General features: G+C 61.4%; 27 protein-coding genes. 17 read left to right on the forward strand and 10 right to left on the reverse strand.

Annotation, left to right across the window (positions count from 1 at the left end; translation table 11 throughout):
* Positions 1-7: 7 nt before the first annotated feature.
* From E2H86_RS05645 to zigA, 3 genes are read right to left on the reverse strand one after another with little or no spacing between them, the layout of a single operon-like run.
* Complete coding sequence (locus E2H86_RS05645) at positions 8-979, reverse strand: CobW family GTP-binding protein (RefSeq protein WP_133325578.1); 972 nt, start codon at positions 977-979, stop codon at positions 8-10.
* A gap of 39 nt (positions 980-1018) precedes the next feature.
* Positions 1019-1645 carry a DUF1826 domain-containing protein gene (locus tag E2H86_RS05650; RefSeq protein ID WP_133325580.1) on the reverse strand — a complete coding sequence of 209 codons (627 nt, stop codon included), beginning with the start codon at positions 1643-1645 and terminating at the stop codon, positions 1019-1021.
* Entirely contained in the window at positions 1642-2850 is a 1209-nt protein-coding gene (zigA, locus tag E2H86_RS05655; RefSeq protein WP_133325582.1) for a zinc metallochaperone GTPase ZigA, read from the reverse strand. Before zigA ends, E2H86_RS05650 begins: the two co-directional genes overlap by 4 nt.
* Positions 2851-2957: 107 nt before the next feature.
* On the opposite strand from zigA, the gene E2H86_RS05660 reads away from it, so the two are divergent.
* Positions 2958-3344: a glutamine synthetase gene (locus E2H86_RS05660; protein WP_133325584.1), complete on the forward strand. Its 387-nt coding sequence runs from the start codon at positions 2958-2960 to the stop codon at positions 3342-3344.
* Positions 3345-3366: 22 nt separating this feature from the next.
* The gene (folE2, locus tag E2H86_RS05665; RefSeq protein ID WP_133325586.1) at positions 3367-4254 is read left to right on the forward strand and encodes a GTP cyclohydrolase FolE2; all 888 of its coding nucleotides are present in this window, start codon (positions 3367-3369) and stop codon (positions 4252-4254) included.
* A gap of 6 nt (positions 4255-4260) precedes the next feature.
* Here the strand turns inward: folE2 and E2H86_RS05670 are convergent, their stop codons facing one another.
* Positions 4261-4800 (reverse strand): DUF3617 domain-containing protein, encoded by a 540-nt coding sequence (locus tag E2H86_RS05670; RefSeq protein WP_133325588.1) that lies wholly within the window; start codon positions 4798-4800, stop codon positions 4261-4263.
* A 132-nt stretch (positions 4801-4932) separates the two neighbouring features.
* Between E2H86_RS05670 and cls the strand changes: the two genes are divergently transcribed.
* The gene (gene cls / locus E2H86_RS05675; protein ID WP_133325590.1) at positions 4933-6372 is read left to right on the forward strand and encodes a cardiolipin synthase; all 1440 of its coding nucleotides are present in this window, start codon (positions 4933-4935) and stop codon (positions 6370-6372) included.
* A gap of 32 nt (positions 6373-6404) precedes the next feature.
* Here the strand turns inward: cls and cfaB are convergent, their stop codons facing one another.
* Positions 6405-7589, reverse strand: coding sequence for a C17 cyclopropane fatty acid synthase CfaB (cfaB, locus tag E2H86_RS05680; RefSeq protein ID WP_133325592.1), 1185 nt, complete (start codon positions 7587-7589; stop codon positions 6405-6407).
* 207 nt (positions 7590-7796) lie between these two features.
* Between cfaB and E2H86_RS05685 the strand changes: the two genes are divergently transcribed.
* The gene (locus E2H86_RS05685) at positions 7797-8705 is read left to right on the forward strand and encodes a LysR family transcriptional regulator (RefSeq protein ID WP_133325594.1); all 909 of its coding nucleotides are present in this window, start codon (positions 7797-7799) and stop codon (positions 8703-8705) included.
* Here the strand turns inward: E2H86_RS05685 and E2H86_RS05690 are convergent.
* The 4 genes from E2H86_RS05690 to E2H86_RS05705 all read right to left on the reverse strand — a co-directional run bounded on the left by E2H86_RS05690 (position 8691) and on the right by E2H86_RS05705 (position 13524).
* The gene (locus E2H86_RS05690) at positions 8691-9449 is read right to left on the reverse strand and encodes a substrate-binding domain-containing protein (protein ID WP_230385191.1); all 759 of its coding nucleotides are present in this window, start codon (positions 9447-9449) and stop codon (positions 8691-8693) included. The genes E2H86_RS05685 and E2H86_RS05690 overlap by 15 nt on opposite strands.
* 8 nt (positions 9450-9457) lie before the next feature.
* Complete coding sequence (locus tag E2H86_RS05695; protein WP_133325598.1) at positions 9458-10756, reverse strand: MFS transporter; 1299 nt, start codon at positions 10754-10756, stop codon at positions 9458-9460.
* Positions 10757-10979: 223 nt separating this feature from the next.
* On the reverse strand, positions 10980-12311 hold the full coding sequence (locus E2H86_RS05700) for an OprD family porin (RefSeq protein WP_133325600.1): 1332 nt from the start codon (positions 12309-12311) through the stop codon (positions 10980-10982).
* Positions 12312-12600: 289 nt separating this feature from the next.
* Entirely contained in the window at positions 12601-13524 is a 924-nt protein-coding gene (locus E2H86_RS05705; RefSeq protein ID WP_133325602.1) for a LysR substrate-binding domain-containing protein, read from the reverse strand.
* 235 nt (positions 13525-13759) lie between these two features.
* Here E2H86_RS05705 and E2H86_RS05710 point away from each other — a divergent pair, with 235 nt between their 5' ends.
* The 6 genes from E2H86_RS05710 (at position 13760) to E2H86_RS05735 (ending at position 19077) form a co-directional block, all read left to right on the forward strand.
* Positions 13760-14605, forward strand: coding sequence for a transporter substrate-binding domain-containing protein (locus E2H86_RS05710; protein ID WP_133325604.1), 846 nt, complete (start codon positions 13760-13762; stop codon positions 14603-14605).
* A gap of 12 nt (positions 14606-14617) precedes the next feature.
* Positions 14618-15280 carry an amino acid ABC transporter permease gene (locus E2H86_RS05715; RefSeq protein WP_133325606.1) on the forward strand — a complete coding sequence of 221 codons (663 nt, stop codon included), beginning with the start codon at positions 14618-14620 and terminating at the stop codon, positions 15278-15280.
* A gap of 7 nt (positions 15281-15287) precedes the next feature.
* Positions 15288-16007 (forward strand): amino acid ABC transporter permease, encoded by a 720-nt coding sequence (locus tag E2H86_RS05720; protein WP_133325608.1) that lies wholly within the window; start codon positions 15288-15290, stop codon positions 16005-16007.
* Positions 15977-17479 (forward strand): argininosuccinate lyase, encoded by a 1503-nt coding sequence (gene argH, locus E2H86_RS05725; RefSeq protein ID WP_133325610.1) that lies wholly within the window; start codon positions 15977-15979, stop codon positions 17477-17479. Before E2H86_RS05720 ends, argH begins: the two co-directional genes overlap by 31 nt.
* A complete protein-coding gene (locus E2H86_RS05730; protein WP_133325612.1) occupies positions 17476-18216 on the forward strand; it encodes an amino acid ABC transporter ATP-binding protein in 741 nt (246 codons plus the stop codon). The genes argH and E2H86_RS05730 overlap by 4 nt, the downstream gene beginning before the upstream one ends.
* An 87-nt stretch (positions 18217-18303) precedes the next feature.
* Positions 18304-19077: an amino acid ABC transporter ATP-binding protein gene (locus E2H86_RS05735; protein WP_133325614.1), complete on the forward strand. Its 774-nt coding sequence runs from the start codon at positions 18304-18306 to the stop codon at positions 19075-19077.
* A gap of 78 nt (positions 19078-19155) precedes the next feature.
* Here the strand turns inward: E2H86_RS05735 and E2H86_RS05740 are convergent, their stop codons facing one another.
* On the reverse strand, positions 19156-20064 hold the full coding sequence (locus E2H86_RS05740) for a LysR family transcriptional regulator (protein WP_133325616.1): 909 nt from the start codon (positions 20062-20064) through the stop codon (positions 19156-19158).
* Between the two features lie 93 nt (positions 20065-20157).
* Between E2H86_RS05740 and E2H86_RS05745 the strand changes: the two genes are divergently transcribed.
* The 7 genes from E2H86_RS05745 (at position 20158) to E2H86_RS05785 (ending at position 25251) form a co-directional block, all read left to right on the forward strand.
* Positions 20158-21105: a ketopantoate reductase family protein gene (locus E2H86_RS05745; protein WP_133325618.1), complete on the forward strand. Its 948-nt coding sequence runs from the start codon at positions 20158-20160 to the stop codon at positions 21103-21105.
* Complete coding sequence (locus tag E2H86_RS05750) at positions 21102-21500, forward strand: VOC family protein (protein WP_133325620.1); 399 nt, start codon at positions 21102-21104, stop codon at positions 21498-21500. The genes E2H86_RS05745 and E2H86_RS05750 overlap by 4 nt, the downstream gene beginning before the upstream one ends.
* Positions 21497-21952, forward strand: coding sequence for a MaoC family dehydratase (locus E2H86_RS05755; RefSeq protein ID WP_133325622.1), 456 nt, complete (start codon positions 21497-21499; stop codon positions 21950-21952). The genes E2H86_RS05750 and E2H86_RS05755 overlap by 4 nt, the downstream gene beginning before the upstream one ends.
* Complete coding sequence (locus tag E2H86_RS05760; RefSeq protein WP_133325624.1) at positions 21949-23181, forward strand: CaiB/BaiF CoA transferase family protein; 1233 nt, start codon at positions 21949-21951, stop codon at positions 23179-23181. The genes E2H86_RS05755 and E2H86_RS05760 overlap by 4 nt, the downstream gene beginning before the upstream one ends.
* Positions 23178-23996 carry a shikimate dehydrogenase gene (gene aroE, locus E2H86_RS05765; RefSeq protein WP_133325626.1) on the forward strand — a complete coding sequence of 273 codons (819 nt, stop codon included), beginning with the start codon at positions 23178-23180 and terminating at the stop codon, positions 23994-23996. Before E2H86_RS05760 ends, aroE begins: the two co-directional genes overlap by 4 nt.
* A gap of 568 nt (positions 23997-24564) precedes the next feature.
* Entirely contained in the window at positions 24565-24831 is a 267-nt protein-coding gene (locus E2H86_RS05775; RefSeq protein WP_133325628.1) for a hypothetical protein, read from the forward strand.
* 150 nt (positions 24832-24981) lie between these two features.
* Positions 24982-25251 carry a DUF3077 domain-containing protein gene (locus E2H86_RS05785; protein ID WP_133325630.1) on the forward strand — a complete coding sequence of 90 codons (270 nt, stop codon included), beginning with the start codon at positions 24982-24984 and terminating at the stop codon, positions 25249-25251.

Below are 25251 nucleotides of genomic sequence, written 5' to 3' on the forward strand. Positions count from 1 at the left end.
CGCACACCTAGTCGATCACGCAGCGTTGGACCGCGTCGTGGAGGGTCTGGCGGACCTGGGGCTGGTCGAAAATCAACTCGATCCGCGAATCCCTGCGCCAGTCGCTGGGCGCCACAGGCGGCAGCGACCCGTCCAGACCATTGAAGGACAGCCACCCGGTGGGACTGTGGATAACCCCTTTGGCGCGCTTCCAAGGCAGGGCTTGCAGCACTGCCTGCAGCAGCTGTGGATCGAATTGCCGGCTCGGGTGCCAGCGCCAGCCGATACTCCAGCCTCCTTCACCGGCTTCGGCCAGGCATATCGGCATACGCGGATCTGTCCACAGGGCAGCTGCCGGTGCAGCAACACTGTCCACAGGCCACGCGGCTTCCTCGGACACTTCCAGCCTGCCTGTGGGTAAAATCGGAAGCCGAGCGAGACCTATTCGTCCCTGCTCGGTCCAGAGCGCTGGAATCTCGCCTAGCTGCTGCTTTATCAACAGCCTGGACGATTCATCCACAGCCTCGCTCTTGTTCACAACGACCAGCCCGGCCGCGGCCAGCGCCTGCGATTGGGCCTCCGGCAGCGGATCGCCACGGCTCATCGCTTTGGCATCGAGCACCACCACCAAAGGCTGCACGCTCAACACGCCCAGCCAAGGAGCCGCGCCCAGCTGCCGCAGCAACTGCAGAGGATGCCCCAATCCGGATGGCTCGATGAACAAGCGATCCGGGCGAGCCTTGCGCAGCAGGCGCCCCAACCCGACCTGAAATGGCATGCCATTGACGCAGCACAGGCAACCCCCCGCCACTTCACCGATGGCGATACCGTCCTCGTCGCGGCTGAGCAGGGCCGCATCGAGTCCGACCTGGCCGAACTCATTGACCAGCACAGCCCAACGCTCGCCCTGCGGGCGCTGGGTCATCAGGTGCCGGATCAGGCTGGTCTTGCCGGCACCGAGTGGCCCAGCGATCACGTGGGTAGGAATGTTCTGCAGCATGGGGTCATTTCGCTGGGGATGGATCCCCACTATGCCCCGTCATGCCAGCCAGTCAAGGCTGAGCAGGAGGCGCCCCTGCTGGCTGGCCGGCGAACGGTGGATAAGTCCCGCGCCCTCGTTACCCAGCCATTTCTCGCCCTTGAGCAGTGCCACATCACCGGTGCGCAAGCGCTGAATTTTATCCACAGGCGCGGGCGCTAGGTGCAGGCCGGACCGCTCTACCACGCCTTCTTCCAGCCAATCGCTGCCAGGGCCGACATAGGTCGTCAGCAATCGCACAGGAACGTTATCCACATGAAAGCGCGGGCACATGGCGCTGTGCAAAACTCGCAGGCGTAAGCCCACCCGCCGCGCACCCAGCAGACAGGTGTAGGCCGACAGCAGCCAGGTCACGTCAGCGACGAACGCCTCGTATCCTTGTAAATCCGCGGCTTCGCGCAGTAAACCAACGAGTTGCGGAGGTTCGTTCTCGTTCACCTCCACCACCCGTTGATCGGCCAGAGGCTGCCCGAGGCTGATGACCAAGGCCGCGAAATCCTCCAACTGCGCGGGCAGGCGTCGCTGCCACACGGCCAAATTGACGCCATCCTGGAAGATTTCCGCCAGCACCTTAGGAGATTCGCCCTGCACTTGGCAGATATCCACAGCGCGATGGGCCAGACTCATGCTGCCTCCTCGGCCAGCCATGGACCGAAGGGGTCTTCCAGGCGCAGCCAGGCCATCGGGCCAAGCGCCATCTCTTCATCGCTCAACAGGCAGGCATCCAGCTCTGTGGATAACCGTGCGAAATCGATGTTCTGGCCGATGAACACCAGTTCCTGGCGGCAATCGCCGGTTTCGGCGCTCCAGTGCTTGAGAATCTCGGCAGTGCCTTGCTCATCCTGGGGCCAGTGTTCACGCGGTACGAAACGCCACCAGCGACCGGCCAGACCGTGACGCATCATGCCACCGGCCTGGGACCAGCTCCCGGCCTCCTGGAACTTGCTGGCCAGCCAGAAAAAACCCTTGGAGCGCAGCAGGCGACCATTGCTCCAGTCCTTGTGGATAAAATCGAAGAAGCGCTGCGGATGCAAAGGACGTCGAGCTACCCAGGTGCTCGCCGCAATCCCGTACTCTTCGGTTTCCGGTACATGCTCGCCGCGCATCTCGCGCAGCCAGCCCGGCGATTGCGCGGCTTGGTCGAAGTCGAACAGGCCAGTATCGAGGATCCGCGCCAGCGGCACCTGGCCCATCACCATCGGCACGATCTGCGCCCGGGCGTTGAGGCTGCGCAAGATGGCTATGAGCTCTTCGCGCTCATGCTGTCCGATCAGGTCGATCTTGCTCAGCAACAGCACATCGGCGAACTCTACTTGCTCGATGAGCAGGTCGCTGATCGAGCGCTCGTCGTCCTCACCCAGGGTTTCTCCTCGGCTGGCCAAAGCATCGGCAGCCTGGTAATCGCGCAGGAAGTTAAGGCCGTCGACGACGGTGACCATGGTGTCGAGGCGCGCCATGTCGGAGAGACTGCGCCCTTGTTCGTCGCGGAAGGTGAAGGTTTCGGCCACCGGCAGTGGCTCGGAGATGCCCGTGGACTCAATCAGCAGGTAATCGAACCGCCCTTCGCGCGCCAGGCGCGCCACCTCTTCGAGCAGGTCTTCTCGCAGGGTGCAGCAGATGCAACCGTTGCTCATCTCCACCAGCTTTTCTTCGGCACGGTTCAAGGTGACGTCGCGCTGCACCTCGCTGGCGTCGATGTTGATTTCACTCATGTCGTTGACGATCACGGCGACCCGCAGGTCTTCACGGTTACGCAGGACATGGTTGAGCAAGGTGCTTTTGCCGGCTCCCAGGAAGCCGGACAAGACGGTGACAGGAAGGCGATTGGACATGGACAAGACCTCGTCAGGCAGACGCATTCGAAACGATGCATTGCACAATGTTATAAAGTAACAATACAATTTCGCCAAGCCACTTTCGTCGCCAGTGTCATTCGCCCATGAAAACCAAACTGCCCATCGCCCTGTTGGTGCTGATGCTCGGGTGCCCTTTACAGGCACTGGCAATCGCGCCTGCAAACGGTCTGGCGCTATGCACCCGAAGCGCAACGCTGCTGGCGTGTCAGGGCGCTAATGGCAGCTATTACAGCGTGCGCACCGAAGGCAGCCACTTTTACCTGCGGGGTTTCGACAGCGAGACACGCCGGCTGTGGTCGCAGACCAACATCCGCTACGGCACGTTCACGTTGTTCACGGGGCTATCCAGCGATGGCGAAGCCTGGTTCGGATACAGCCGGCGCATTGGCTGGACCACGCTGAATCGGGTGTCCAGTTCCAGTGGCCAACGCTTCAATTTGCACTGCAGCCTGGTTGGCGGATGCCGCTGACCCTTCACTCCCGGTACTTCAGATGACCAGTCTCACGCTTCCCGACGTCGCCATCCAATCACGCGATCACGCCACTCCTCTGGCATGGGTCGGCATGTGCGGTATCACGTTGCCGATCCAGGTTGAAGGACGCAGCGTTCTGGCCAAAGCCGACGCTGGCGTCAGCTTGGTGGACGGCACTTCGCGAGGCATTCACATGTCGCGGCTGTACCTTGCCCTTGAATACCTGGAGCAACAGACGCTGACGCCCTTGAGCCTTCGTCAGTTGTTGGCGGAATTCGTTGCCAGTCATGACGACCTCTCCGATGCCGCCTATGTGCGCTTGACGTTCGAGTTGCCACTGAAACGACCTGCACTCATCAGCCCACTGGCAGGCTGGAAGAGCTACGCGATAGCGGTCGATGCAAGGATAGAAAATGAAATGTTCCACGTGGAACTATCGGTGGACGTCTCTTACTCATCGACCTGTCCCTGCTCAGCGGCGCTCGCCCGACAACTGATCCAGCAACAATTCCAAACCGACTTCGCAGGGGAGCAACCAGACCACGAACGGGTGATGGCTTGGCTGGGTAGCAGCCAAGGCATCGTAGCGACCCCTCATAGCCAGCGCAGTCTGGCCCGGATCCAGGTACGGCTGCGCAACCATCAGGCCTCACTACCGCTGACCGAGTTGATCGATCAGGTCGAAGCCAGCCTGGGCACCGCCGTGCAGACCGCAGTGAAGCGCGCCGACGAGCAAGCTTTCGCCTTGGCCAACGGACAGAACTTGATGTTCTGCGAGGATGCGGCGCGACGAATACATGACACCTTGCGCCAGCAAGCCTGGGCGACCGCATTCACCGTGCGCGTGGAACACGCAGAGAGCCTGCATGCCCACGACGCAGTAGCGGTCAGCCGCTGGCAGTGGTGAGATCAATCAGGTCCGTGGCTTGACCGTGCCACAGTCGTTGCCCAACCAAACGGCCCGGGTGTTCATGCTGCCTTGTTGCTGGACGCCCGAGGCATTGAAGGTGCCGCTCACCTGAGTGGTGAACTCCTTGTCGCTGAGGAAGGTCGCTTGCCCAGTACCCTGCGCCTTGGGGCAGCTGAACTGAAACTTCCAGACATTGCCGGTGCGGTCGGTGATTTTCTGGGTGCAACCAGATTGCGGATCCTGTAGGGGAATATCGTTGGTAGCGACCTGCTCAGGGGTCAGGCAAGAGCGCACGCCTTTGCCGCCAATGCTGACCCCCTGCTTGGCCAGTGTGCCCTCCAACATTGCGCGCTGCTCGGGCGGCAGATTCTTCAACTGGCCCAGCATGAATTCCATGTCCGGTAGTGGTTTTCCGTCGACCTGCATGTTGCTGGTGGTCAGTTCCCACAAGCCAGGTTGCAGCATCTGCGCTTGCACCAATGGGCTGCCAAGGCCCAGGGCCGAGGCCAACAGTGACGCCAACAGTGGCAGACGATTCTTCATGGATGAACGCTCCTCGAAATGAACCGGCCAGCCGGCCGGGCTGAGTCTTAGACGCCAATACTGCAGGTGGGTTGCAAGCCTCGAGTGGAACGTGTTCTGTTATCCACAGTGTATTCGCCAGGCAGGATGCGTATGGATTATCACAGCCCGTATTTCTTCGGTTACGTACTCGGCCTGATTCACCTACTGGGTATCGCCGCTGCCCTGCACGCGTTATTCACCGTGCGCACCGCTCAAGGTGCCATCGCTTGGGCGATGTCATTGTTCTTCATACCGTACTTCACTCTCGTTCCCTACCTGGTCTTCGGTGCCCGTTCGTTCTATGCCTACATCCAGGCGCGACGTCAGGCCAACCAGGAGATGCACGTGGCCATGGCCAACCTCAACTGGCGGCCCTGGGTCGAAGAGGCACTGACCGCCCGCGAATCCGCCAGCTATGCCGCCCTTCGCGCAATGCCCAAACTAGGACGGATGCCGTGCCTGGCCAACAACCAGGTCAAGCTGCTGATCAACGGCGAGGCGACTTTCGACGCCATTTTCAGCGCTATCGCCGATGCCCGCGAAGTGGTGCTGGTGCAGTTCTTCATCATCCATGACGACGCCCTGGGACAATCGCTGCAGCAGTTACTGCTACGCAAGGCAGCCGAGGGCGTAAAGGTGTACGTGCTGTATGACCGGGTCGGCAGTCATGCCTTGCCGGCGCGTTACAGCCAACAGCTGCGTGAAGGTGGCGTGCAGATCCATGCGTTCGCCACCCGCCGTGGCTGGTTCAACCGCTTCCAGGTCAACTTCCGTAACCACCGCAAGATCGTCGTGGTCGATGGCATGGTCGGCTTCCTGGGAGGGCTGAACGTCGGCGACGAGTACCTGGGCGGTAATCCACGGCTGTCGCCCTGGCGCGATACCCATGTCGAGATCAGCGGCCCGGTACTGGCCTGCCTGCAGGAGTCCTTTGCCGAAGACTGGTACTGGGCGGCCCGGGAGTTGCCACCGCTGATCCTGCCCGATAGCTACCCGGATGACGGCGTGCTCTGCCAGGCGCTCGCCAGCGGGCCGGCCGACCCACAGGAGACCTGCTCGCTGTTCTTCCTCGAAGCGATCCACTCCGCCACTCAGAGGGTATGGATCACCAGCCCCTATTTCATTCCCGATGAGGCCGTTTTCGCTGCCCTGCGCCTGGCAGTGCTGCGCGGGGTCGATGTACGGGTGCTGATACCGGCCAGGCCGGACCACAAGATCGTCTATGCGGCATCCAGCCTGTTCGCCTTCGAAGCCGTGCGCGCAGGCGTGCGCATGTTCCGCTATCAGCCGGGCTTCATGCACCAGAAGGTAGTACTGGTGGATGACGAGGTGAGCGCGATCGGCAGTGCCAATCTGGACAACCGTTCATTCCGGCTCAATTTCGAGATGACTTTGCTCACCGTGGACCGAGCGTTCGCCGATCAGGTGGAGGCCATGCTGCTCGAGGATTTCGATCAGGCTCGGGAAATCACCGCCGAGGACAGCCAGGATACCCACCGCATCCAGCAACTGGGCATGCGCATTGCCCGATTGATTTCACCCATCCTGTAAATAAGAAGGGGCTGCACTGCAGCCCCTTTCATTCACCGGTACAGGTCTTCGCGCGTCCAGGGCAAGTCATGGTGCCCGTCTGCAAAGGGTTTGACCGCGAGGATCTGGTGCAGGTTGATCCATCCCTTTTCGAAGGCATAAGCACAGCCGGCCAGGTACAGGCGCCAGATCCGCAAGGTCTTCTCAGGCACCAGCGCCGCAGCGCGGTGAAGTTGGTTCTCGAGGTTCTCGCTCCAGTGGTGCAGGGTCTTGGCGTAGTGCAGGCGCAGACTTTCCACGTCTACCACCTCGAGCCCGGCTTCACAGATGCTGGCGCTGATCATGGACAAATGCGGCAGCTCGCCATGGGGGAACACATAGCGGTCGATGAAGTCACCGGCGCCCCGGCCGACCGGCCGACCATCGACATGCTTGGCCGTGATGCCATGGTTCATGACCAAGCCACCTTCGCGCACGGCACCGAACAGCTTTTGACAATACAGCGCCAGGTTGGCGTGGCCAACGTGCTCGAACATGCCGACGCTGACCACCTTGTCGAAGCGGCCATCCTGCGGCAGGTCACGGTAGTCGAGGATCTGCAGATCGACCTTGTCGGCCAGCCCTTCGGCCTGCACGCGCTGGCGGCCGAGCTTGAGTTGCTCTTTGCTCAGGGTGATGCCGAACACCTTGGCGCCATACTCACGCGCTGCGAAGCGGGACAAGCCGCCCCAGCCGCAGCCGACATCCAGCAAGTAGTCACCGGCCTGCAGCCGAAGCTTGCGGCAGAGATGGTCGAATTTATCTTGCTGGGCTTGGTCCAGGGTATTGTCCGGCTCTCGGAAATAGGCGCAGGAATAGGCCATGTCCTGATCGAGCCAGAGTTGGTAGAACTCATTGGACACATCGTAATGGTACGAGATGGCTTCGGCGTCGGTGTCCTTGTCGTGGGCCATGCGCGTCGGTACAGCATCCTCCTCATCGGTCAGCAGGGCTTCGCTGAGCTCATCGCACACTCGAATGGCTTCACCTATGTCACCTTCCAGCTCGATCTTGCCTTCGACGAAGGCGGTACCGAGTTCGTCCATGCTGGGATGGGTCAGCTGGGAGATCAGCTGAGGCTCCTTGATCAGGATGGTCACCTGCGGGCTCGGCCCCAGGTCGAAATGGTTACCGTCCCACAGTTTGAGGCGCAGCGGCAGATGCAGGCTCTGCAACGCAGGTGGAAGTTGCGCAAGCATGAATGACCCTCCTTTCCATTTACGGGGCACGACGCACTACATTTCGAACACCACCGAAATAGGGTAGTTCATTCGTGCGGACTTTCCTGCGGACCAGACCTTGGTCTAGAGCGGTCGACGGATGATGGGGTCTTTCACTGCTGGCTACACCGGTGATTTATCCCTACCATTCGTGCGCGCCTTCGATCAATCCAGCGGAGCCCTTGGGTGAGCATCAATTTCGACCTGAACGACCTCAAAGCCTTCCGCGCCGTGGTCGAGCAAGGCAGCTTCCGCCGCGCTGCCGACACCATTCGCATTACCCAGTCGGCTCTGAGCCGGCGCATTGAGAAGCTCGAATCGGCATTGGGGGTCAAACTGCTGGAGCGCACCACGCGCAAGGTCTCGCTGACCAACGTCGGACGCGCCTTCCTCCCCCAGGTCGAACGCCTGCTGGATGATCTGGACCTGGCGCTGCTCAGTGTCGGTGACGGCGGCGCGCTGCGCACCGGCACCCTGACCATCGCCTGCGTCCCCTCGGCGGCCTACTACTTCATGCCCAACGCCATCCGCGCCTTTCACCGACAGTACCCGAAAGTGCGCATCAATCTGATCGATGCCTCGGCCAACGAGGTCAGTGCCGCGGTGGCTTCGGGCGAAGCGGATTTCGGCCTCAGTTTCACCGGCAACCTCGCCCCTGAAATCGAATTCAGCACCTTGCTCGAGGAGCACTACGTCATCGCCTGCCGCCAGGATCATCCGCTGGCACAACGTGAGTCGGTGAGCTGGACCGAGGCCTACCAGCATGACTACATCACGCTGGGCAAATCGTCTGGCAACCGTCTGGTGCTGGATCGCGCCCTCGCCGGGATGCAAGTGGCCCGGGAAAGCGTGTGCGAAGCCCGGCATGTGACCACTTTGCTGGGCTTGATCGAAGCGGGGGTGGGCATTGCTGCAGTCCCGTCGATCGCTCTGCCCCTATCGCCACACCCTGTGCTCGCCAGCGTTGCACTGGTCGAGCCGGAGGTTATCCGCAAGATGGGTCTGATAAAACGCCGCGGGCGTACGCTGACGCCCGCGGCACTTGAGATGGTGCGCCTGATCCGTGAACTGCCGGGTGTTCTACCGGGCGACTGAGTCCAGGCCGGTGGCACGCACGGTCGGCTGTACCGCGGGCGAGGCCAGATAGTCGAGCAGGTGTCGCGCTTGCGCCGGATGTTCGGCCGTCTTGGGAATACCCGCCGCGAAGCGGGTCACCGACTGCAGGCTCTCCGGTATTTTGCCCACATAGGTCACCCCGGCCACCGGCAACAGTTCGGCCACCTGCTGGAAGCCGATCTGGTAGGTGCCTTTGGCGACTTGCGAGGCAACCGGAATGCGCTCGACCATGGTGCTCTTGCCCGCGAGCTGGTCGGCGATACCCAGCTTCTTGAACAGCTGTTTCTCGACGTACACACCGCTGGCACTGTCCGAATAGGCCACCGACTTGGCCGCCAACAAGGTCTGCTTCAACTCGTCGGGGGTGCCGATGGCGGGCTTGGGCTGCCCTGCCTTAACCACCATGCCGATGCGCGAATCGGCCAGCTCCACACGGGAAGCCGGGTCGACCTTGCCTTGGCGGATCAGCTCGTCCAGGGCATAGCCGACCATGATCACCACATCGGCGTGCTCGCCACGCGCCAGACGGTTGGGTATCGCCTCGGGAGCCTTGCCCATCGACGGCCCATACACGCTGACCAGCGTATCGCCGCTCTGCTCGGCGTAGCGCGGACCGAGCTGCTGGTAGGCGGCAGTGAAGCCGCCGGAAGTCATCACGGTCAATTCGGCAGCGTGGGCCAAGCCACAACCGGCAACCAGGCTGGCGGCCAGCAATCCTTTCATCGCGCGGATCATGCGGCCACCACTGCGCGGTGGGCGAGTCGACGATACAGCATCCAGGTGGCGACGAACGCACAAAGCGCGGCAAACATCATCCAATAGGCTGGCGCAGCCTTGTCGCCTGTAGCGTGGATCATCCAGGTGGAAATGGCCGGGGTGAAACCGCCGAAAATCGCTGTGGCCAGGCTGTAGGCCAGCGAGAAGCCGGCAACCCGCACTTCCACTGGCATGATTTCGGTCAGCGCTGGAATCATGGCGCCGTTGTACAGCCCATACAGGAACGAGAACCATAGCAACACTTCGAGCATGTGGCCGAAGGTCGGCGCCTGGGCCAGGAACGACAGGGCCGGATAGGCACTGAGCAGGGTCAGCAGGGACATGGCGCTGAGCAGCGGCTTGCGGCCGAATCGATCGCTCAGGGCGCCGCCGATCGGCAGCCAGATGAAATTGGACACCCCCACCAGCAGGGTCACGATCAGAGCGTCGCTGGTGCTCAGTTGCAGAACGGTCTTACCGAAGGTCGGCGCATACACAGTGATCATGTAGAACGCAGTGGTGGTCATGGCCACCATCAGCATGCCCAGCAACACCACGCTGGCATTGGCGAACAGGGTGGCCAGCACGGCCTTCATGCTCGGGCGGTGCTTGCGCGCGGTGAACTCTTCGGTTTCCTGCAGATTGCGACGCAGGATGAAAATCATCGGGATGATCATGCAGCCGACGCCGAACGGCACGCGCCAGCCCCATGCGCCGATTTCGCTGGTCGACAGCCACTGATTGAGGCCAAAGCCCAAGCCGGCGGCGACGACGATCGCCACTTGCTGGCTAGCCGATTGCCAACTGGCGTAGAAGCCCTTGCGTCCAGGCGTGGCCATTTCTGCCAGATACACTGAGACGCCACCGAGCTCGGCACCCGCCGAGAAGCCCTGCAGCAGGCGTCCTAGCAGCACCAGGACCGGCGCCCACAGGCCGATGCTGGCGTAGCTCGGCACCAGCACGATCAACAAGGTGCCGCTGGCCATGATTGCAAGCGTGACGATGAGCCCTTTGCGCCGGCCGACATCGTCGATGTAAGCACCCAGGATCACTGCACCGAGCGGACGCATGAGGAAGCCTGCGCCGAACACGGCAAAGGTCATCATCAAAGACGCGAATTCGTTGGAAGCGGGGAAGAACGCCGCGGCGATATAGGTGGCGTAGAAGCCGAACAGGAAGAAGTCGAATTGTTCGAGGAAATTCCCGGACGTGACCCGGAACACCATCCCGGCTTTTGAGGTGCCCTTGGGCGCCGGATGTGACGGCAGACTCATGGTGGATCTCCAGCTTTTTTTAAGATTTGTAAGAGCTTGTTGCTGGAATGATCGGCGAAACTGCGGCTGAGGATAATCGCTGAATTCTCATCGATTGATGCAAGAAAGCGATCAATGAATAGCGACTAGCGGGGAGGAACGACACAGGCACTCTCCAGGGACGGGCTGGAGAGTGCCTTGTGCTCAAGGGGTTACGCACCCACGAAAGCGGGTCGTACGGCGATCAGAAGATGCTCCAGGGATACTCGACGATCAGACGAATCTGGTCCGCAGAGGCATCCGAAGCGCCGTTACCGATCCGATGGGTGGCTTGGCGCAAGCGAACGGACAGGTCTTTGGCAGGCCCGCCTTGTACGACGTATTTGACATCGATGTCACGCTCCCAATGCTCCTCACTGCTCTGCGAGCCATAGAAGTTATAGGGGCTGTCAGCATCCATCTTGCTGCCATCGACATCGCGGCCCACGATGTAGCGAGCACCGAACGACAACCCGGGCACACCATACGTGGTCATGTCGAGGTTGTAGAACACGCCCCAGGATTTCTCATTGGGGCCGTTGAAGTCGACCAACTGCGAGGAGTTGGCCAGGTAGATGGAGTCATGGAACGTACCGGGCCCCATCCCCAGGTAGTCGAACGGCTGATCGCCGTGAATCTTCTGGTAGGTCAGCTTGAAGGTGTGCGCCCCGACCGTATACGCCGCGGCCAGAGAGTACGCCGTGGTGTTGATGTCCCCCGCCAGGGCACTGCCTTCGTCCACGGTGCGATACAGATTGGCATCGAAGTTCAGGCTCTGGGTGTCGCTCAACGGATAGGTATAGTTGACGTTCCCATAGTACTGACGCCAGATATCTTCATACTCAGCGCCATAGAGACCGAGGCTCAGCTGGTCGGTCACCGAATAGGTACCGCCGACGAAATCGACCGTGCTGGAACCTACCCCGGCGTATGCGGCGTAGAAGTCGTCCGACATGTTGGTGCTGTTGAAATCCTTGGCGGCCGTCAGGTGCCCCGCTTCTGCGGCCAGCCCTTCGATCTCGCCGCTGGTCAACCAGAACCCTTGGGCCGTTCCAGGGGTCAAGCGGGCATCGGCAGGTGCGAACACCGGGTTATATGGGCGCAGATTGTTACCGTACTTGAGCTCGGTCTCCGACACCCGCAGCTTGACGTTGGCACCGGCCGAAGAGGCTTCGCGCGCAGTGCTATTGCCGTCCGGAACCAGAACGTTGGCTTGCCCCGAATGCCCTGCCCCGCCATCGAGCTTGATGACCGTGTAGGCACTCGCATCCACGCCGAATCCAACCGTGCCCTGGGTGAAGCCTGAGGTGTAATCGAGCCGGAAGGTTTGGCCCCATTCGCGCCGGTCACGGTCTGCAGTGCTATCGGCGTTGTTATGCCCGCTGTGGTAATCATGATTCCAGTAAAGGTTGCGGGTCATGAAGTCGAGGTGGCTGTCCTCGATGAATCCTTTACTGTCGGACTGACCTGCAATCGCCACGTTTCCCGCCATCGACGTGATGGCCAGTGCCAGCAGGCTCCTGTTTCTAAGCCGCATTGTCTTACTCCCCATGGTTTTTTTTATCGAAAGGGCAGTGAAAATGGAGCGTTCCACCTGCTCTTTTTATGGGCCATGGCAAGGTGGAGGTGTGAGGTGAACCTGATCAGCACATGGCTGAAAAATGGCCAGGTGCCACCACCCTACTGACAACAGTGCCAAGGCGAAGCTCAAGATGCGACCTTCACTGACCTGAATCCGACCCTCTCATGGGGCATCCACAGACGCGACGGCCATGGCTTTGCCGTGGAACGCCCCCACTTTGTTGGCTGCGCGGCTCGTTCAGCGCTCAACCACCCACTGCGCCGCCGGGTTGCAAGGTCGTCTGAGCGGCCCCTCTAAGCATCTCCCCTGCCAGTACCCGGAACCTCTGGGTGAGCAGATTTTCGGGGCGATCGGATGAAAGCAGCAGGTAGGTATAGAAGCGCAGCTGCGGGGTAAACGGACGCATATCGATACCGGTATGCAGATACTCGCAGGCCACAAGCGGGCTGACGATGCTGACGCCAAGGCCCAGGCCGACCAACGAGCAGACGGTGGCGGCGTGGGTGGCATCCAGATTGAGCACGCGCGGGTCCTCTTCGGCGAAGAGGCGGTCGAGGCGCGTGCGCGAGCCATCGGTGTGCGACAACGAGATGAATTCCTCGCCCTTGAGGTCAGCCGGGGTCACTGTCTCGAGACTGCCAAGACGATGTCCCTTGGGGAAAATGCACACGCCGGGCACATCGCAGATGATCTCCGACTGCACGCCGGCCATGTCTTCCGCGACGTAGGACACCAGGCACACGTCGCAGAAACGCGTAGCGGCCCAGTGTGCAACGTTCGGCGAGTCATTGGTGTGTATGGAGATATGAACGTGCGGATTCTGCTGGCGGAAGCGCTGGATGATCGCCGGCAGCAAGCCATGGGTCAGCGATGGCACGGCTCCGATGCGCAACCGGCTGGTACCTCCACGCTTGAGGTTCTGGGCGGAGCTTTCCAGGCTTTGCAGCCCGATGAAGGCACGCTCCACATCGGCGAAGAACTGTGCGCCCTCATCGGTAGGCACCAATCGCCCGCCCATCCGCTCGAACAATTTGAAGCCATTGGACCGTTCGAGCTGCGCGATCAGGCGGCTGACGTTTGGCTGCGAGGTATGCAGCGCTTGCGCAGCCGCCGTCATTGAGCCGCTGAGCATCACCGCCCGGAAGGTTTCGATCTGCTTGAAGTTCATAGCCATATCATTTCTGCATGACGGGTTGATGTATTGTCATTTGATTGCATGACACGGAGATCTTATAACTAGACCCACATCGACGTCTGCACCGATGCAACGCGATGCCAATCGAGCACATGCCGGCAGAACCAGAATAAAACCGGTGCTCCCCCACACTTTTCAGCCCTGCTCTTGTACTCATCGTTTCGTCGCACGCCGGTGTGGCGATGCAGCCAGGTAATCAGGAGGCATCATGTCGTTCTCGTATAAAAAACTAAGCGCTGCGCTGGCTTTGTCGTGCATGTCGTTGGCTGCGGTATCCACCGCTCGGGCCTCTGACTTGCCGGCGGTTCCGGCAGCTATCAAAGAGGCAGGCCAACTGCGTGTTGGTGTGCGGTGCGACCAGCCGCCCTATGGCTACCAAGACGAAAAGGGGGAATTTGCCGGCGTCGAAGTGGAAATGGCGAAACAAGTGTCGTTTTGGGCCCTGGGCTCCAAGGACAAGGTCAGCTTCACCTGTGTGACCGCCGAAAACCGAGTGCCGCAACTACTTGGTCGCAAGGTGGACTTCCTCATCGCCACGCTCGGTGTCACGCCGGAGCGTCAACGCGTGATCGACTTCACCACGCCCTACCGCTGGGGCGCGAGTGACGTGGTGGTCAAGAAAGACAGCCCTGTGCAGAAGATCTCCGACCTCAAGGGCAAGACGCTCGCAACGCTCAAAGGCTCAGTGCAGGCCAAGTGGTTCGAAGATCACATGCCCGACGTGAAAACGCTGCGCATGAACAGCGCCGCCGACGCCTTGCAGGCTTTCCGCCAGGGCCGTGCCGACGCTTACACCCACGACGCCGCAACGCTGGTGGTGGTGGCCGACAATGACAAGGACGCCCGTCTGATCGGCGAACCTTTTCAGATCTCCGATGCCGCCATCGGCGTGCGCAAGAACGACGAAGAGTGGCGCGACTACCTGAGCGCAGCGGTACTGCGTATGCGTGAAGAACACCTGTTCCGTGGCTGGGTCGCGCAGTTCGTTCCCAAGAACATCCAAAGCTATTACATCAGTGTCTTCGAGCAGGCCAAACCTGCCGAATCGCTCTGATCGGCCGCCATCATGAGTTTCGATATCCATTACCTGATGGCGCAGTGGCCGGCGTTACTCGACGGCGTGCTGATGACGCTGAAGATAACGGCGCTCGCCATCGTCTTCTCGCTGTTGATCGGTGTGCTGGGCGGCGCGGTGAGGGTCATGAAGGTACCCGTCCTCTCGCAGGTCGTAGCGTTCTATGTGGAGTTGATCCGCAATACGCCGATCCTGGTGCAACTGTTCTTCATCTTCTACGGCTTGCCAGCCGTGGGGCTGGGACTGTCGCTGTTCTGGTCAGGGGTGTTTTGCCTGTCGCTCTGGGCAGGGGCTTACCAGATCGAGAACATCCGTGGCGGCCTGGCCACCGTGGAGCACGGTATGCGTGAGGCCAGCTTGGCGCTCAGCCTCAAGCCGGTGCAGTACTTCGCGCTGGTGGCCCTGCCGATCGCTTTTCGCACGAGCCTGCCGGCGATGCTCAATACCGCGATCTCGCTGCTTAAGAACTCCTCGTACTTGCAGGCCATCGGCTTGGCAGAGTTGACCTTCGTGGCGGTGGACCGCATTGCCACGGATTTCCGCGCCATCGAGATGTTCACTGCCATCTGCGTCATGTACCTGGTGCTGGTGGGCGTGCTCGCACTGTTGACCGGGCGGCTGTCGGCCCACCTGCATCGACCTTTCAGGCAGTGAGGCAACCATGAACTTCATTCTCGAAAACTGGAGCTTCGTTTCCAAAGGGTTGTTGATGACCCTGCGCCTGGCGCTGGTGGTGCTGCTGTTCACCACGCTGATCTCGGCAGTGCTCGGTGTGCTGGCCACGGTCAAGAACCGCGCGCTGGGGTGGACGATTCATGCCTATGTGGAGCTGTTCCGCTCGATTCCACTGATCGTCAACGTGTTCTTCATCTTCTTCGGGGCGCCGATGTTCGGTGTGGATCTGAGCCCGTTCGCCGCCGTCACCGTGGGCCTGACCCTGTGGGGCAGCGCCAACGGTATCGAGATCGTCCGAGGCGGTCTGGAGTCGGTATCCCGACATCAGTGGAAAAGCGCCTGGGCCTTGGGCCTGCGCCCTTGGCAGATCTACCTGCACGTGGTCGTGCCACAGTCGATGAAAGCCATTCTGCCGGCCTACACCGGGTTGCTGACGATCCTGGTGCAAGCCACTTCCCTGGGCGCGCTGGTAGGTGTGGGCGAATTCCTCAAGGTCGGGCAGATCATCATCGAACGCGAAACCGTCATGACCGGCGTCAGCCCGGCATTCGAGGTCTACGGCGTGGTGTTGCTCGTGTACTTCGTCATCTGCTCGGCACTGACCTGGCTCAGTCGCTATCTCGAACGTCGTCTGGGTCGCCCGGCGGTACGTACTTCTATTGGAGAGGTTCCAAAATGCAAGAATCCAAAGTCAGTCGGCGCCTGAAGGAAAGCACTGCGCCGGAAGTCAACGAGTACATCTATCGCCCACGCCTGGAAGGCTTCGCCAGTGGTTTCGCCAACCTGGGCAACGTCAACAAGGCGCACATCCTGATGCTCGCCGAACAGGGCCTGATTCGTGGCGAACACGCCAGTGCGCTGGCCAAAGGCGTGCTGGACATGGAGCATGCCGGGCCGGATGCGGTCGAGCTGGATCCGTCGCGCGAAGATGCCTACTTCAACTATGAAGCGCACCTGATCGAACAGATCGGCGCCGACATCGGCGGGCGCCTGCACACCGGTCGCAGCCGCAACGACATTCTTGCCACGCTCGATCGCCTGCGGTGTCGCGACCTGTTGATGGACCTGATCGACGAGCTGATGAACGTGCGAGCAACGGCCATTCGCTGTGCCGAGATGTTCGCTGAAGTGGTAATGCCCGGTTACACCCACCTGCAACCTGCACAACCGATCACCTATGGGTACTACCTCAGCGCGGTGGAGCAGGCACTGGAACGCGACAGCAAACGCCTGATCCAGACCCTGGATTCCATGAACCAGTGCCCACTTGGCGCAGCGGCGTTCGCCGGTACGCCGTTCGCCATCGACCGCTCGCGCACCGCCGAGTTGCTAGGCTTCGACGGTTATCTGGACAACGCGCTGGATGCCATCGGCTCGCGGGACTTCCTGCTCGAAAGTCTGTCGCACCTGAGCAACCTGGCGGTGCTCTGGAGCCGCATTGCGCAGGATTACTTCGTGTGGAGCACCAATGAGTTCAACCTCATCGACTTCCCTGACAGTGTCGCGGCGACGTCCAGCATCATGCCGCAAAAGAAGAACCCGACCGTGCTGGAGTATCTCAAGGGCCGCAGCGGACACATCGTCGGCTTGCTGATGGGGGCAAGCGTCACCATCAAAGGCACCAACTTCTCGCACACCGGCGATGGCAACCGCGAAGGCACCCGTGGTTTCTGGGAAGCCGCCGAAGAAAGCCTACGCTGCCTGAAACTGCTGGACCTGGTGCTGCGCACCGCGACCCCGAACATCGATCTGGCGGTGCGCCGTGCCGGTGAAGACTTCTCCACGGCAACGGGCCTGGCCGACCTGATGGTGCGCGAGGTGGATCTGTCGTTCCGCGAAGCCCACCACGTGGTCGGCGCCGTGGTGCGCATGGCGATGGATCAAGGCCTGTTGGCGAATCAGATCACCACCCAGATGATCGATGCCTGCGCCATCGAACAACTGGGCCACGCGCTGAAGCTGTCCGAGCAAAAGGTGCGCGAATGCCTGGACCCGGTCAGCAACGTGCAAGGGCGTACCTCCGCAGGCGGCCCGTCGCTGGGTTCGCTGAAGCCCAGCCTGGCCCGTGCCAGGGAGCGACTGTCGGCTGAACGCGCCGCCAATCAACAGCGCCGCGAGCGACTGAGCGCGGCTCACCTCAACCTGCAAGCCCTGACCCGGGCACAGGCGGGCCTATGAGCACAATCCTGACGGTTCGCGACCTGCATAAAAGCTTTGGGCAACACGAGGTGGTCAAGGGGGTGGACATGGACGTTCGCCAAGGTGAAGTGGTGGTCATCATCGGTCCCAGCGGCTCGGGCAAGTCCACCTTCATTCGCTGCCTGAACAGCTTGGAGGAGCCGTCGCAGGGCACCGTGGTGATCGGCAATGGCGACTCTGCCAACGCCGGTGACCGCAAGGCGCTGGCGAAGCTTCGTGAGGAAGTGGGCATGGTGTTCCAGGACTACACGCTGTTCCCCCACATGACCGTGATGGCAAACATGATCCTCGCGCCGGTAAAGCTCAAGCGCGCGACCAAGCAGCAAGCACAGGCCCATGCCTTGGCGTTGCTGGACCGGGTCGGACTGCGCCACAAGGCCGAGCATTATCCGGCAGAGTTGTCCGGCGGCCAGCAACAACGCGTGGCCATCGTTCGCGCGTTGGCGATGAGACCCAAGTTGATGCTGTTCGACGAGCCCACCTCCGCGCTGGACCCGGAGACCGTCGGCGATGTGCTGAACGTGATGAAGGGCTTGGCTGCCGAAGGCATGACCATGATCGTGGTGACCCACGAAATGGGTTTCGCCCGTGAAGTGGCCGATCGCGTGGTGTTCTTCGACGGCGGCAAGATCATCGAAACCGGGCCGCCGTCCGAGGTGTTCAGCGTACCCAAGGAACCGCGCACCCGGCAGTTCCTGGAAAGCGTCCTGCACTGATCCAAAGGCACCTGCGCACCCTTTCCCCTATCTGGCGTGCCCGCCTCCATCGGGACGGCGGGCCTGTGCTCCGGCAAGGAGTTTCAAATGAGTGAAGCGATCCGCAATCCCCAGGCTTCAATGGCCAGGCAAGCCATGATCCAGATGGAGAACATCAACAAGTGGTACGGGACTTTCCAGGTACTGAAGAACATCAACCTGACCGTGCATCAGGGCGAGCGTATCGTGCTCTGCGGCCCGTCGGGATCGGGCAAATCGACCACTATTCGCTGCCTGAACCGCCTCGAAGAACACCAGGAAGGCCGGATTGTGGTCCAAGGCACCGAACTGACCAGCGACGTCAGGCAGATCGAGGCCATCCGCCGCGAAGTCGGCATGGTGTTCCAGCATTTCAACCTGTTCCCGCACCTGACCATTCTGCAGAACTGCACACTCGCACCGATCTGGGCAGGCAAGGTGTCACGTCGCCACGCTGAAGAAGTGGCGATGCATTATCTGGAACGCGTGCGCATTCCCGAGCAGGCCCACAAATTCCCCGGGCAGCTGTCCGGTGGCCAGCAGCAGCGGGTCGCGATCGCCCGGGCATTGTGCATGAAGCCCAAGATCATGCTGTTCGATGAACCGACCTCGGCGCTGGACCCGGAAATGGTCAAGGAAGTGCTCGACACCATGGTCAGCCTTGCCGAAGACGGCATGACCATGCTGTGCGTGACCCATGAAATGGGTTTCGCCCGTACCGTGGCGCACCGGGTGGTGTTCATGGACCAGGGTGAAATTGTCGAGCAGGCCACGCCGGAGGCGTTCTTCGACAACCCGCAAAGTGAGCGCAGTCGATTGTTCTTGAGCCAGGTATTGCACTGAACACGGAGCCATGACGATGATGTGCAGCCCGGTCAGGAGGCAGGCGCATCCAACAAGACAGGGGCGACTCACAGCGGCTCATTGTTCGGTTCTGAACAACGTTCGCACGACGCCCCTGATCCACCGGTTGCCGCTGTCCTGATGATACCGCGCATGCCAGTGCTGTTTGACGGTGAACCCCTCCACCACAACCGGGCAGTCATGGAGCCGTAGCTCATGCATGTCAGCGAGTGTCTGCCCTATATGCCGCGGTAACGTAGCGACCAGATCGGTCGTCCCGATGATCATACCCAAGCCGAGAAATGCTGGCAGTTCCAGCATGATCCTGCGCTCGATCCCCGCGCGTGCCAACCCAGCTTCCAACAACTTCTGCCCCGTTCCTGAACTGATTTGCACATGCCCCTCGGCGCAGTAACGCTCCAGGCTCATCCCTTGTCCGAGCCGAGGATGCTGCGGATTGCTCAGGCAGACCCAATCCTGTTCGTACAGCACCTGCTGATACATGCCGCCCCCTAGCCAAGGCACGAAGCCGATAGCCAGATCCGCCTCACCCGACTCCAACGCGCTTTCCGTATTGCCGTCTATGCGGACGGCTTCCAGGCGAATCCCAGGCGCGTGAGTGCGCAGGTAATTGAGGATGCTGGGCAGCAGAGTGATGTGGCTGGCATCGCTGACACAGAGGCGGAAGCGCCGTTGCGCGGTCGCCGGAACGAACTGCGGCTCCCAGGCGGTGAGCCGGCGTAGCGATTCCAGCACCTCCCGGCATGGCCCGATCAATTGATCGGCACGGGGCGTAGGGGCCATGCCTCCGGGCGTGCGGACAAACAGCGGATCGTTCAGCTGCTCACGCAGACGTGCCAGCCAGATGCTCACGGTCGGTTGACTCTGACCCAGCTGTTCGGCAGCGCGGGTCACACTGCGGCAGTGATAGAGCACGTCGAACAGCTGCAGCAGCTTGGGCTCGGGTAACGCCTCCAAGCCATTCATTATTGAAAATCCCAATAGTGGTATTGGGTCCATTGTATAGCCCAGATAAGTCCCGCTGCATAAGGTGGTCGCAAACCACAGGAGGTCTGCGACGTGAAAATCTGCATTCTGGGCGCGGGAGCCCTGGGTTGCGCCATCGGCGCGGCCTTGAGTGAGGCGGGGCATGAAACCTGGCTGTTGAACCGAGGCCGAGCACATGTCGAGGCGATGAACCAGCATGGGCTGCAGGTGCAGGACGAACGCGGCGAACGCCATGTGCGGGTCAATGCCGCGATCAATGCCGAAGACGTCGGCGTAGCCGATCTGGTGGTGGTACTGGTCAAGTCGTTCCACACCGCCGAGGCCATGGCCAGCGCCAGTCCCCTGATCGGGTCACAGACGCTGGTGCTGTCGCTACAGAACGGCCTGGGTCACGAGGATATCCTCGCTGAGGCGGTGGGGCGCGAGCGCGTGCTGGCCGGCAAGACCTACGTCGGCGGTGTGCTCCTGGCACCGGGTTCGATCCGCGCCGGCGTCGCAGGAAAACAGACGTTTATCGGCGAGCTCGATGGCCAGCTGACACCGCGCGTGCAAGCCATCGCCGAGGTCTTCAACAGCGCCGGACTGACCACGGTGGTCAGTGACAATATCCTCGGCACCATGTGGGACAAGCTGCTGGTCAACGTCGCTACCGGCGCGCTCAGCGGCATAACCATGCTCAGCTACGGCCAGCTGTACAGCGAGCCGCTGCTGGAGAACACCGCCAAGGCAGCTGTGGCCGAAGCCATCAGCGTCGCCGAGCGCGCCGGTATCCGCCTGAGCCTGAGCAGTCCTGACGCTGCCTGGCAGTTGGCTGCCGAAGGTCTGCCGGCGAGCTTCCGCACTTCGATGCTGCAGAGCCTGGAAAAAGGCTCGATCACCGAGATCGACTTCATCAACGGCTCTGTCGTGCGCTGGGGCCAGCGCCATGGCGTGGCCACACCGGTCAACGCGACCCTGGTGGCCTGCATAAAGGGCATCGAACGCGCCATGGCCGATCATCAGAGAAGGGAGCACCCATGAGCCAGCCAAAAGCCTACCTCGAGCACGTCGCGTTCTGGGTGCAGGACATCCAGTGGCATATCCGATTCTTCAGTGAAGTGTGTGGCATGACCATGCGCGAAGTGCAGGGCGACATCGAGGAGCCCGCACAGTATTGGACCCTCGGCGGTTTGCAGTTCATTCACCAGCCGGACTTCACCGGCCCAGAGGGACGCATGGCACACCTGGGCATCATGTGTGAAGACCTCGAAGCCGCTTTGTCGGCCGCCCAGCGTTTCGGCGTCAGCGCAATGCCCCAAGGCCGCAACTGGTTGCGCCTGCCCGACGGCCTGGCAGTGGAATTCATCCAGGCGATGCCCGCCCGTTGCGTTGCCCAGGCCCTGTCCATCGACCCACGGGCAGAGGTGCTGTCATGAGCGTGATGGAAAAATACTGGGACGATGCCCGCGAAGGGGATGAATGCATAAGCCCCACTTACACCGTGACCCGCGAGCGCATCCTGGCCTACGCCGATCTCACCGGCGACCACACCCCGGTGCACGTCGATGAGGAGTATGCCAACGCCAGCCACTTCGGTTGCCTGGTCGCCCACGGCCTGTTCGGCCTCTCCATTGCCGACGGTCTCAAGACCCGGTGCGAGTATCGTTTCCTGCCGGGCATGTCACTGGGCTGGACCTGGGACTTCGTGCTGCCGATAAAGGTCAACGATGTGTTGCACGTACGCATGCGCGTCGGAGCGATGCGCCCGAGCAAAAGCCGGCCGGGCTGGGGCATCGTGGTGTTGCCTTCGGAGTTGATCAACCAGCACGGCGAAGTGGTGCAGCGCGGCGAACACCGCTTGATGGTGCCCAGGAGGATCGAAGGATGAGCCAGGCATTGCCATTGGCGGGTATCCGCGTCATCGACTACAGCCACTTCCTCGCCGGACCGTATGTGGGCCGCTGTCTTGCGGCGCTGGGCGCAGAGGTGATCAAGGTCGAACGGCCAGGCAGCGGCGATGCCGGCCGCCAGCATGCGTTCACCCTGGATGACCAGCAGAGTGGTTACTTCCTGCAGTTGAACATGGGCAAGCAGGGCGTCAGTGTGAACATGAAGGACCCGCGCGGCAAAGCCTTCATGCAGCGCCTCACCGACTCGGCCGACGTCTTCATCGAAAACTACCGCCCCGGTGCCTTGGACAAGCTTGGCTTGGGTTATGCCGAGTTGGCCGCACGCAATCCGCGCCTGGTGTACTGCTCGATTTCCGCCTACGGCCACACTGGCCCAGATGCGCACCGCGCGGGCTTCGGACTGATCGCCGAGGCCAAGAGCGGCATCATGCAGATGGTCGGCGTACCAGGCGAGGCCCCGCCGCTGCTGCGGATTTCCCTGGGCGACATGTATACCGGCATCCATGCCGTGGCCGCGATCAATGCAGCACTGCTGGGCCGGGTCAGCAGCGGCCGCGGGCAGCATATCGACATGGCCCTGTATGACACGCTGGTGTCGATGCACGAGTACGCAGTGCAGTGCTACACCTTGTCCGATGGCAGCGTGCTGCCCGAGCAGACCGGCCACGACATGCCGACCTCGACGCTGTATGGCGTGTTCCGCGCCGCTGATGGCGACCTGGTCATCGCCGCCCAGGTCGACGACGCCTGGCAGCGCTTTGCGGTCATGCTCGAAGCCAATGGCGGGCCGCCCGGATTCGGCAGCGATCACCGCTTCCACAGCCTCAACGGCCGTAACACCCATCGTCAGGCGATCCTCGCGGTAGTTCGCGATTGGGTCGGCGCGCGCCAGGTGGCCGATATCCTCGCGTTGCTCGACACCATCGACATCCCCAGCGCCAAGGTGCAGCGCATCGACGAGGTACTGGCCGACCCGCAGATCCAGGCGCGCAACATGGTCATCGAGCAGCAGCACCCACGCTACGGCACCTTGCGACTGCCCAACCTGCCGTTCCGCTTCTCGGACTGCGACACCACCCTCTATCAGGTGGCCCCGGATCTCGGCCAACACAATGCCGAGGTGGCCGCAGCGCTGGGCTTCAGTCCTGATGAAATCACCGCCATGCAGTCTGACGGTGTGCTGTTTACCCATGGAGATGCACGATGAGCGACCGCTACGCAGTGATCGGCAGGCCGATCAACCACACCAAGTCCCCCCTGATCCATGGCTTGTTCGCCCAGGCCTGCGGACAGACCTTGGTGTATGACGCCATCGAAGGAGAACCCGAGGGCTTCGAGAGCCAAGTCCTGCAGTTTCACCGTGAGGGCGGGCTGGGGATGAACATCACCGCCCCGTTCAAGCTGCGTGCCTTCGAGCTCGCTGACCGGCGTAGCGAGCGGGCGCAGCTGGCGCGGGCGGCCAATGCGCTGAAGTTCGAGGATGGCAGCCTCTACGCCGAGAACTTCGATGGTATCGGCCTGCTCCGGGACATCGAAGAGAACCTCGACGAGCCGCTACGCGATCGTCGGGTGTTGTTGCTCGGTGCCGGCGGAGCAGCGCGCGGAGCGCTATTGCCATTCCTGCAGGCGGGGCCCAGCGAGCTGGTGATCGCCAACCGAGACATGGCCAAGGCAGTAGCCCTGCGTAACGAGGTGGATCATCCTCGGCTACGAATCAGCCGGTACGAGGAACTGCATGAGCAGACCTTCGACATCGTGGTCAACGCCACCTCCGCCAGCCTCAGCGGCGAACTACCGCCTCTGCCTGACAGTGTGTTCGAGAGCACGCGGCTGGCGTATGAACTGGCCTATGGCAAAGGACTTACACCTTTCCTAGGCCAAGCTCAGGCCAAGGGTGTGAAACGCCTTGCCGATGGAGTCGGCATGCTAATCGAGCAGGCTGCCGAGGCTTTTGCCTGGTGGCGAGGGGTGAGGCCAAGCACGCAAGCGGTCATTGAACAACTGACCATTCCGTTGAGGTAAGGCCATGGTTACCTGTGCAGGCCTGCACTAAGTCATGTGCAGTCCGTGCGAGCCTTTTCGCGGGCAAGCCCGCTCCCAAAGGATCAACATCGCTTTCGAATGCGAAGGGGTACCTGTGGGAGCGGGCTTGCCCACGAAGAGGCCGGCCCAGACAACCAAAGTACTCGAAGGGAGATCTCAACGGTCTGGTCAAGGTGCTGTTCTGCGATAGGTCCCGATGCGGCCCACATAATGTGAAAACCATTGCGCATTAAACAAAAAACATCAGTTCTGTTTCAGACTAATTCTATTTTTTGTAGGGCATTTCCGATTCATACTCTTGCGCCTGCCAAACCATTGCTACTGCTGGAATGGGGGCCTAGTCTCGGGAAGTCGCTGGTGAAACAGCGACCGGCTTTGACAGGCCGACCCTATCTCAGACACGCGCAAGCGCTATGGCGGCTGTGCGCGGGGCACCTTCGTGTGCGCCGAGTCACTCTGGGATCCTCGGTCTGTCAACCCGCGTACAGCTGCCACCCTCTTGTTTGACAGCGAGCTTGTGGTAGCCCCACTGATCCCAGAGGTGCATATGCGCAAGTTAGTCCCCGATCCACCCGCTTCCTCCCTCGAATCGTCCATCGCCTTGCAAGACACCCTCGTGCAGGCCTTCGAGCACATCCTTTGCGCCTTATCCGTCGCCAGCCAATCCGTGCTGCTCAACCCTGTCAGTCCAAGCTCGAAGATCATGCAGGCCGTGATTCATGAGATGGCGACTGTGCAGGCCTTGTTGGAGTCGGCGGAAGAGCACGCGCAGATGCGGGCGCATCTGCCGACCGAGCCGCGAACGCTGCATTAAGTGATGGGTTGCCTGGGCGGGCCTCTTCGCGGGCAAGCCCGCTCCCACAGGTACCCCTTCGCATTCGAAAGCGATGTCGATCCTGTGGGAGCGGGCTTGCCCGCGAAGAGGCCCGCCCAGACAACCACAATTTTCGAAGGGAGATCGACAATGACCACAACCGCCGTCATACCCGGCGAAACCTGCTTCTACCAAGGTGAAGGCCAAAGCCAACCACTGTTTCGCATCGAGCCCGGCATCGACTGCCAGTTCGCCCGCGAACAAGCTTCCGAACTGATGGGTTACGCACGGGACATGACCCTGGATGGCCTGATGGAGCGAAACCACACGCTGATCTGGGCCTCGTATTACCTCACAGCCCTGGCCAAGGCACTGCTCGACGATGCTGAGATCGGGCTGATGAAGGCCAAGGCCGTTTGA

This window comes from Pseudomonas putida (assembly GCF_004357765.1).
GTDB lineage: Bacteria > Pseudomonadota > Gammaproteobacteria > Pseudomonadales > Pseudomonadaceae > Aquipseudomonas > Aquipseudomonas putida_U.

Bases quoted from the DNA above. Each gene is read 5' to 3' on its own strand.
- E2H86_RS05645 (WP_133325578.1), bottom strand. From the start codon at position 979: ATGCTGCAGAACATTCCTACCCACGTGATCGCTGGGCCACTCGGTGCC.
- E2H86_RS05650 (WP_133325580.1), bottom strand. From the start codon at position 1,645: ATGAGTCTGGCCCATCGCGCTGTGGATATCTGCCAAGTGCAGGGCGAA.
- zigA (WP_133325582.1), bottom strand. From the start codon at position 2,850: ATGTCCAATCGCCTTCCTGTCACCGTCTTGTCCGGCTTCCTGGGAGCC.
- E2H86_RS05660 (WP_133325584.1), top strand. From the start codon at position 2,958: ATGAAAACCAAACTGCCCATCGCCCTGTTGGTGCTGATGCTCGGGTGC.
- folE2 (WP_133325586.1), top strand. From the start codon at position 3,367: ATGACCAGTCTCACGCTTCCCGACGTCGCCATCCAATCACGCGATCAC.
- E2H86_RS05670 (WP_133325588.1), bottom strand. From the start codon at position 4,800: ATGAAGAATCGTCTGCCACTGTTGGCGTCACTGTTGGCCTCGGCCCTG.
- cls (WP_133325590.1), top strand. From the start codon at position 4,933: ATGGATTATCACAGCCCGTATTTCTTCGGTTACGTACTCGGCCTGATT.
- cfaB (WP_133325592.1), bottom strand. From the start codon at position 7,589: ATGCTTGCGCAACTTCCACCTGCGTTGCAGAGCCTGCATCTGCCGCTG.
- E2H86_RS05690 (WP_230385191.1), bottom strand. From the start codon at position 9,449: ATGAAAGGATTGCTGGCCGCCAGCCTGGTTGCCGGTTGTGGCTTGGCC.
- E2H86_RS05695 (WP_133325598.1), bottom strand. From the start codon at position 10,756: ATGAGTCTGCCGTCACATCCGGCGCCCAAGGGCACCTCAAAAGCCGGG.
- E2H86_RS05700 (WP_133325600.1), bottom strand. From the start codon at position 12,311: ATGCGGCTTAGAAACAGGAGCCTGCTGGCACTGGCCATCACGTCGATG.
- E2H86_RS05705 (WP_133325602.1), bottom strand. From the start codon at position 13,524: ATGAACTTCAAGCAGATCGAAACCTTCCGGGCGGTGATGCTCAGCGGC.
- E2H86_RS05710 (WP_133325604.1), top strand. From the start codon at position 13,760: ATGTCGTTCTCGTATAAAAAACTAAGCGCTGCGCTGGCTTTGTCGTGC.
- E2H86_RS05715 (WP_133325606.1), top strand. From the start codon at position 14,618: ATGAGTTTCGATATCCATTACCTGATGGCGCAGTGGCCGGCGTTACTC.
- E2H86_RS05720 (WP_133325608.1), top strand. From the start codon at position 15,288: ATGAACTTCATTCTCGAAAACTGGAGCTTCGTTTCCAAAGGGTTGTTG.
- argH (WP_133325610.1), top strand. From the start codon at position 15,977: ATGCAAGAATCCAAAGTCAGTCGGCGCCTGAAGGAAAGCACTGCGCCG.
- E2H86_RS05730 (WP_133325612.1), top strand. From the start codon at position 17,476: ATGAGCACAATCCTGACGGTTCGCGACCTGCATAAAAGCTTTGGGCAA.
- E2H86_RS05735 (WP_133325614.1), top strand. From the start codon at position 18,304: ATGAGTGAAGCGATCCGCAATCCCCAGGCTTCAATGGCCAGGCAAGCC.
- E2H86_RS05740 (WP_133325616.1), bottom strand. From the start codon at position 20,064: ATGAATGGCTTGGAGGCGTTACCCGAGCCCAAGCTGCTGCAGCTGTTC.
- E2H86_RS05750 (WP_133325620.1), top strand. From the start codon at position 21,102: ATGAGCCAGCCAAAAGCCTACCTCGAGCACGTCGCGTTCTGGGTGCAG.
- E2H86_RS05755 (WP_133325622.1), top strand. From the start codon at position 21,497: ATGAGCGTGATGGAAAAATACTGGGACGATGCCCGCGAAGGGGATGAA.
- E2H86_RS05760 (WP_133325624.1), top strand. From the start codon at position 21,949: ATGAGCCAGGCATTGCCATTGGCGGGTATCCGCGTCATCGACTACAGC.
- aroE (WP_133325626.1), top strand. From the start codon at position 23,178: ATGAGCGACCGCTACGCAGTGATCGGCAGGCCGATCAACCACACCAAG.
- E2H86_RS05775 (WP_133325628.1), top strand. From the start codon at position 24,565: ATGCGCAAGTTAGTCCCCGATCCACCCGCTTCCTCCCTCGAATCGTCC.
- E2H86_RS05785 (WP_133325630.1), top strand. From the start codon at position 24,982: ATGACCACAACCGCCGTCATACCCGGCGAAACCTGCTTCTACCAAGGT.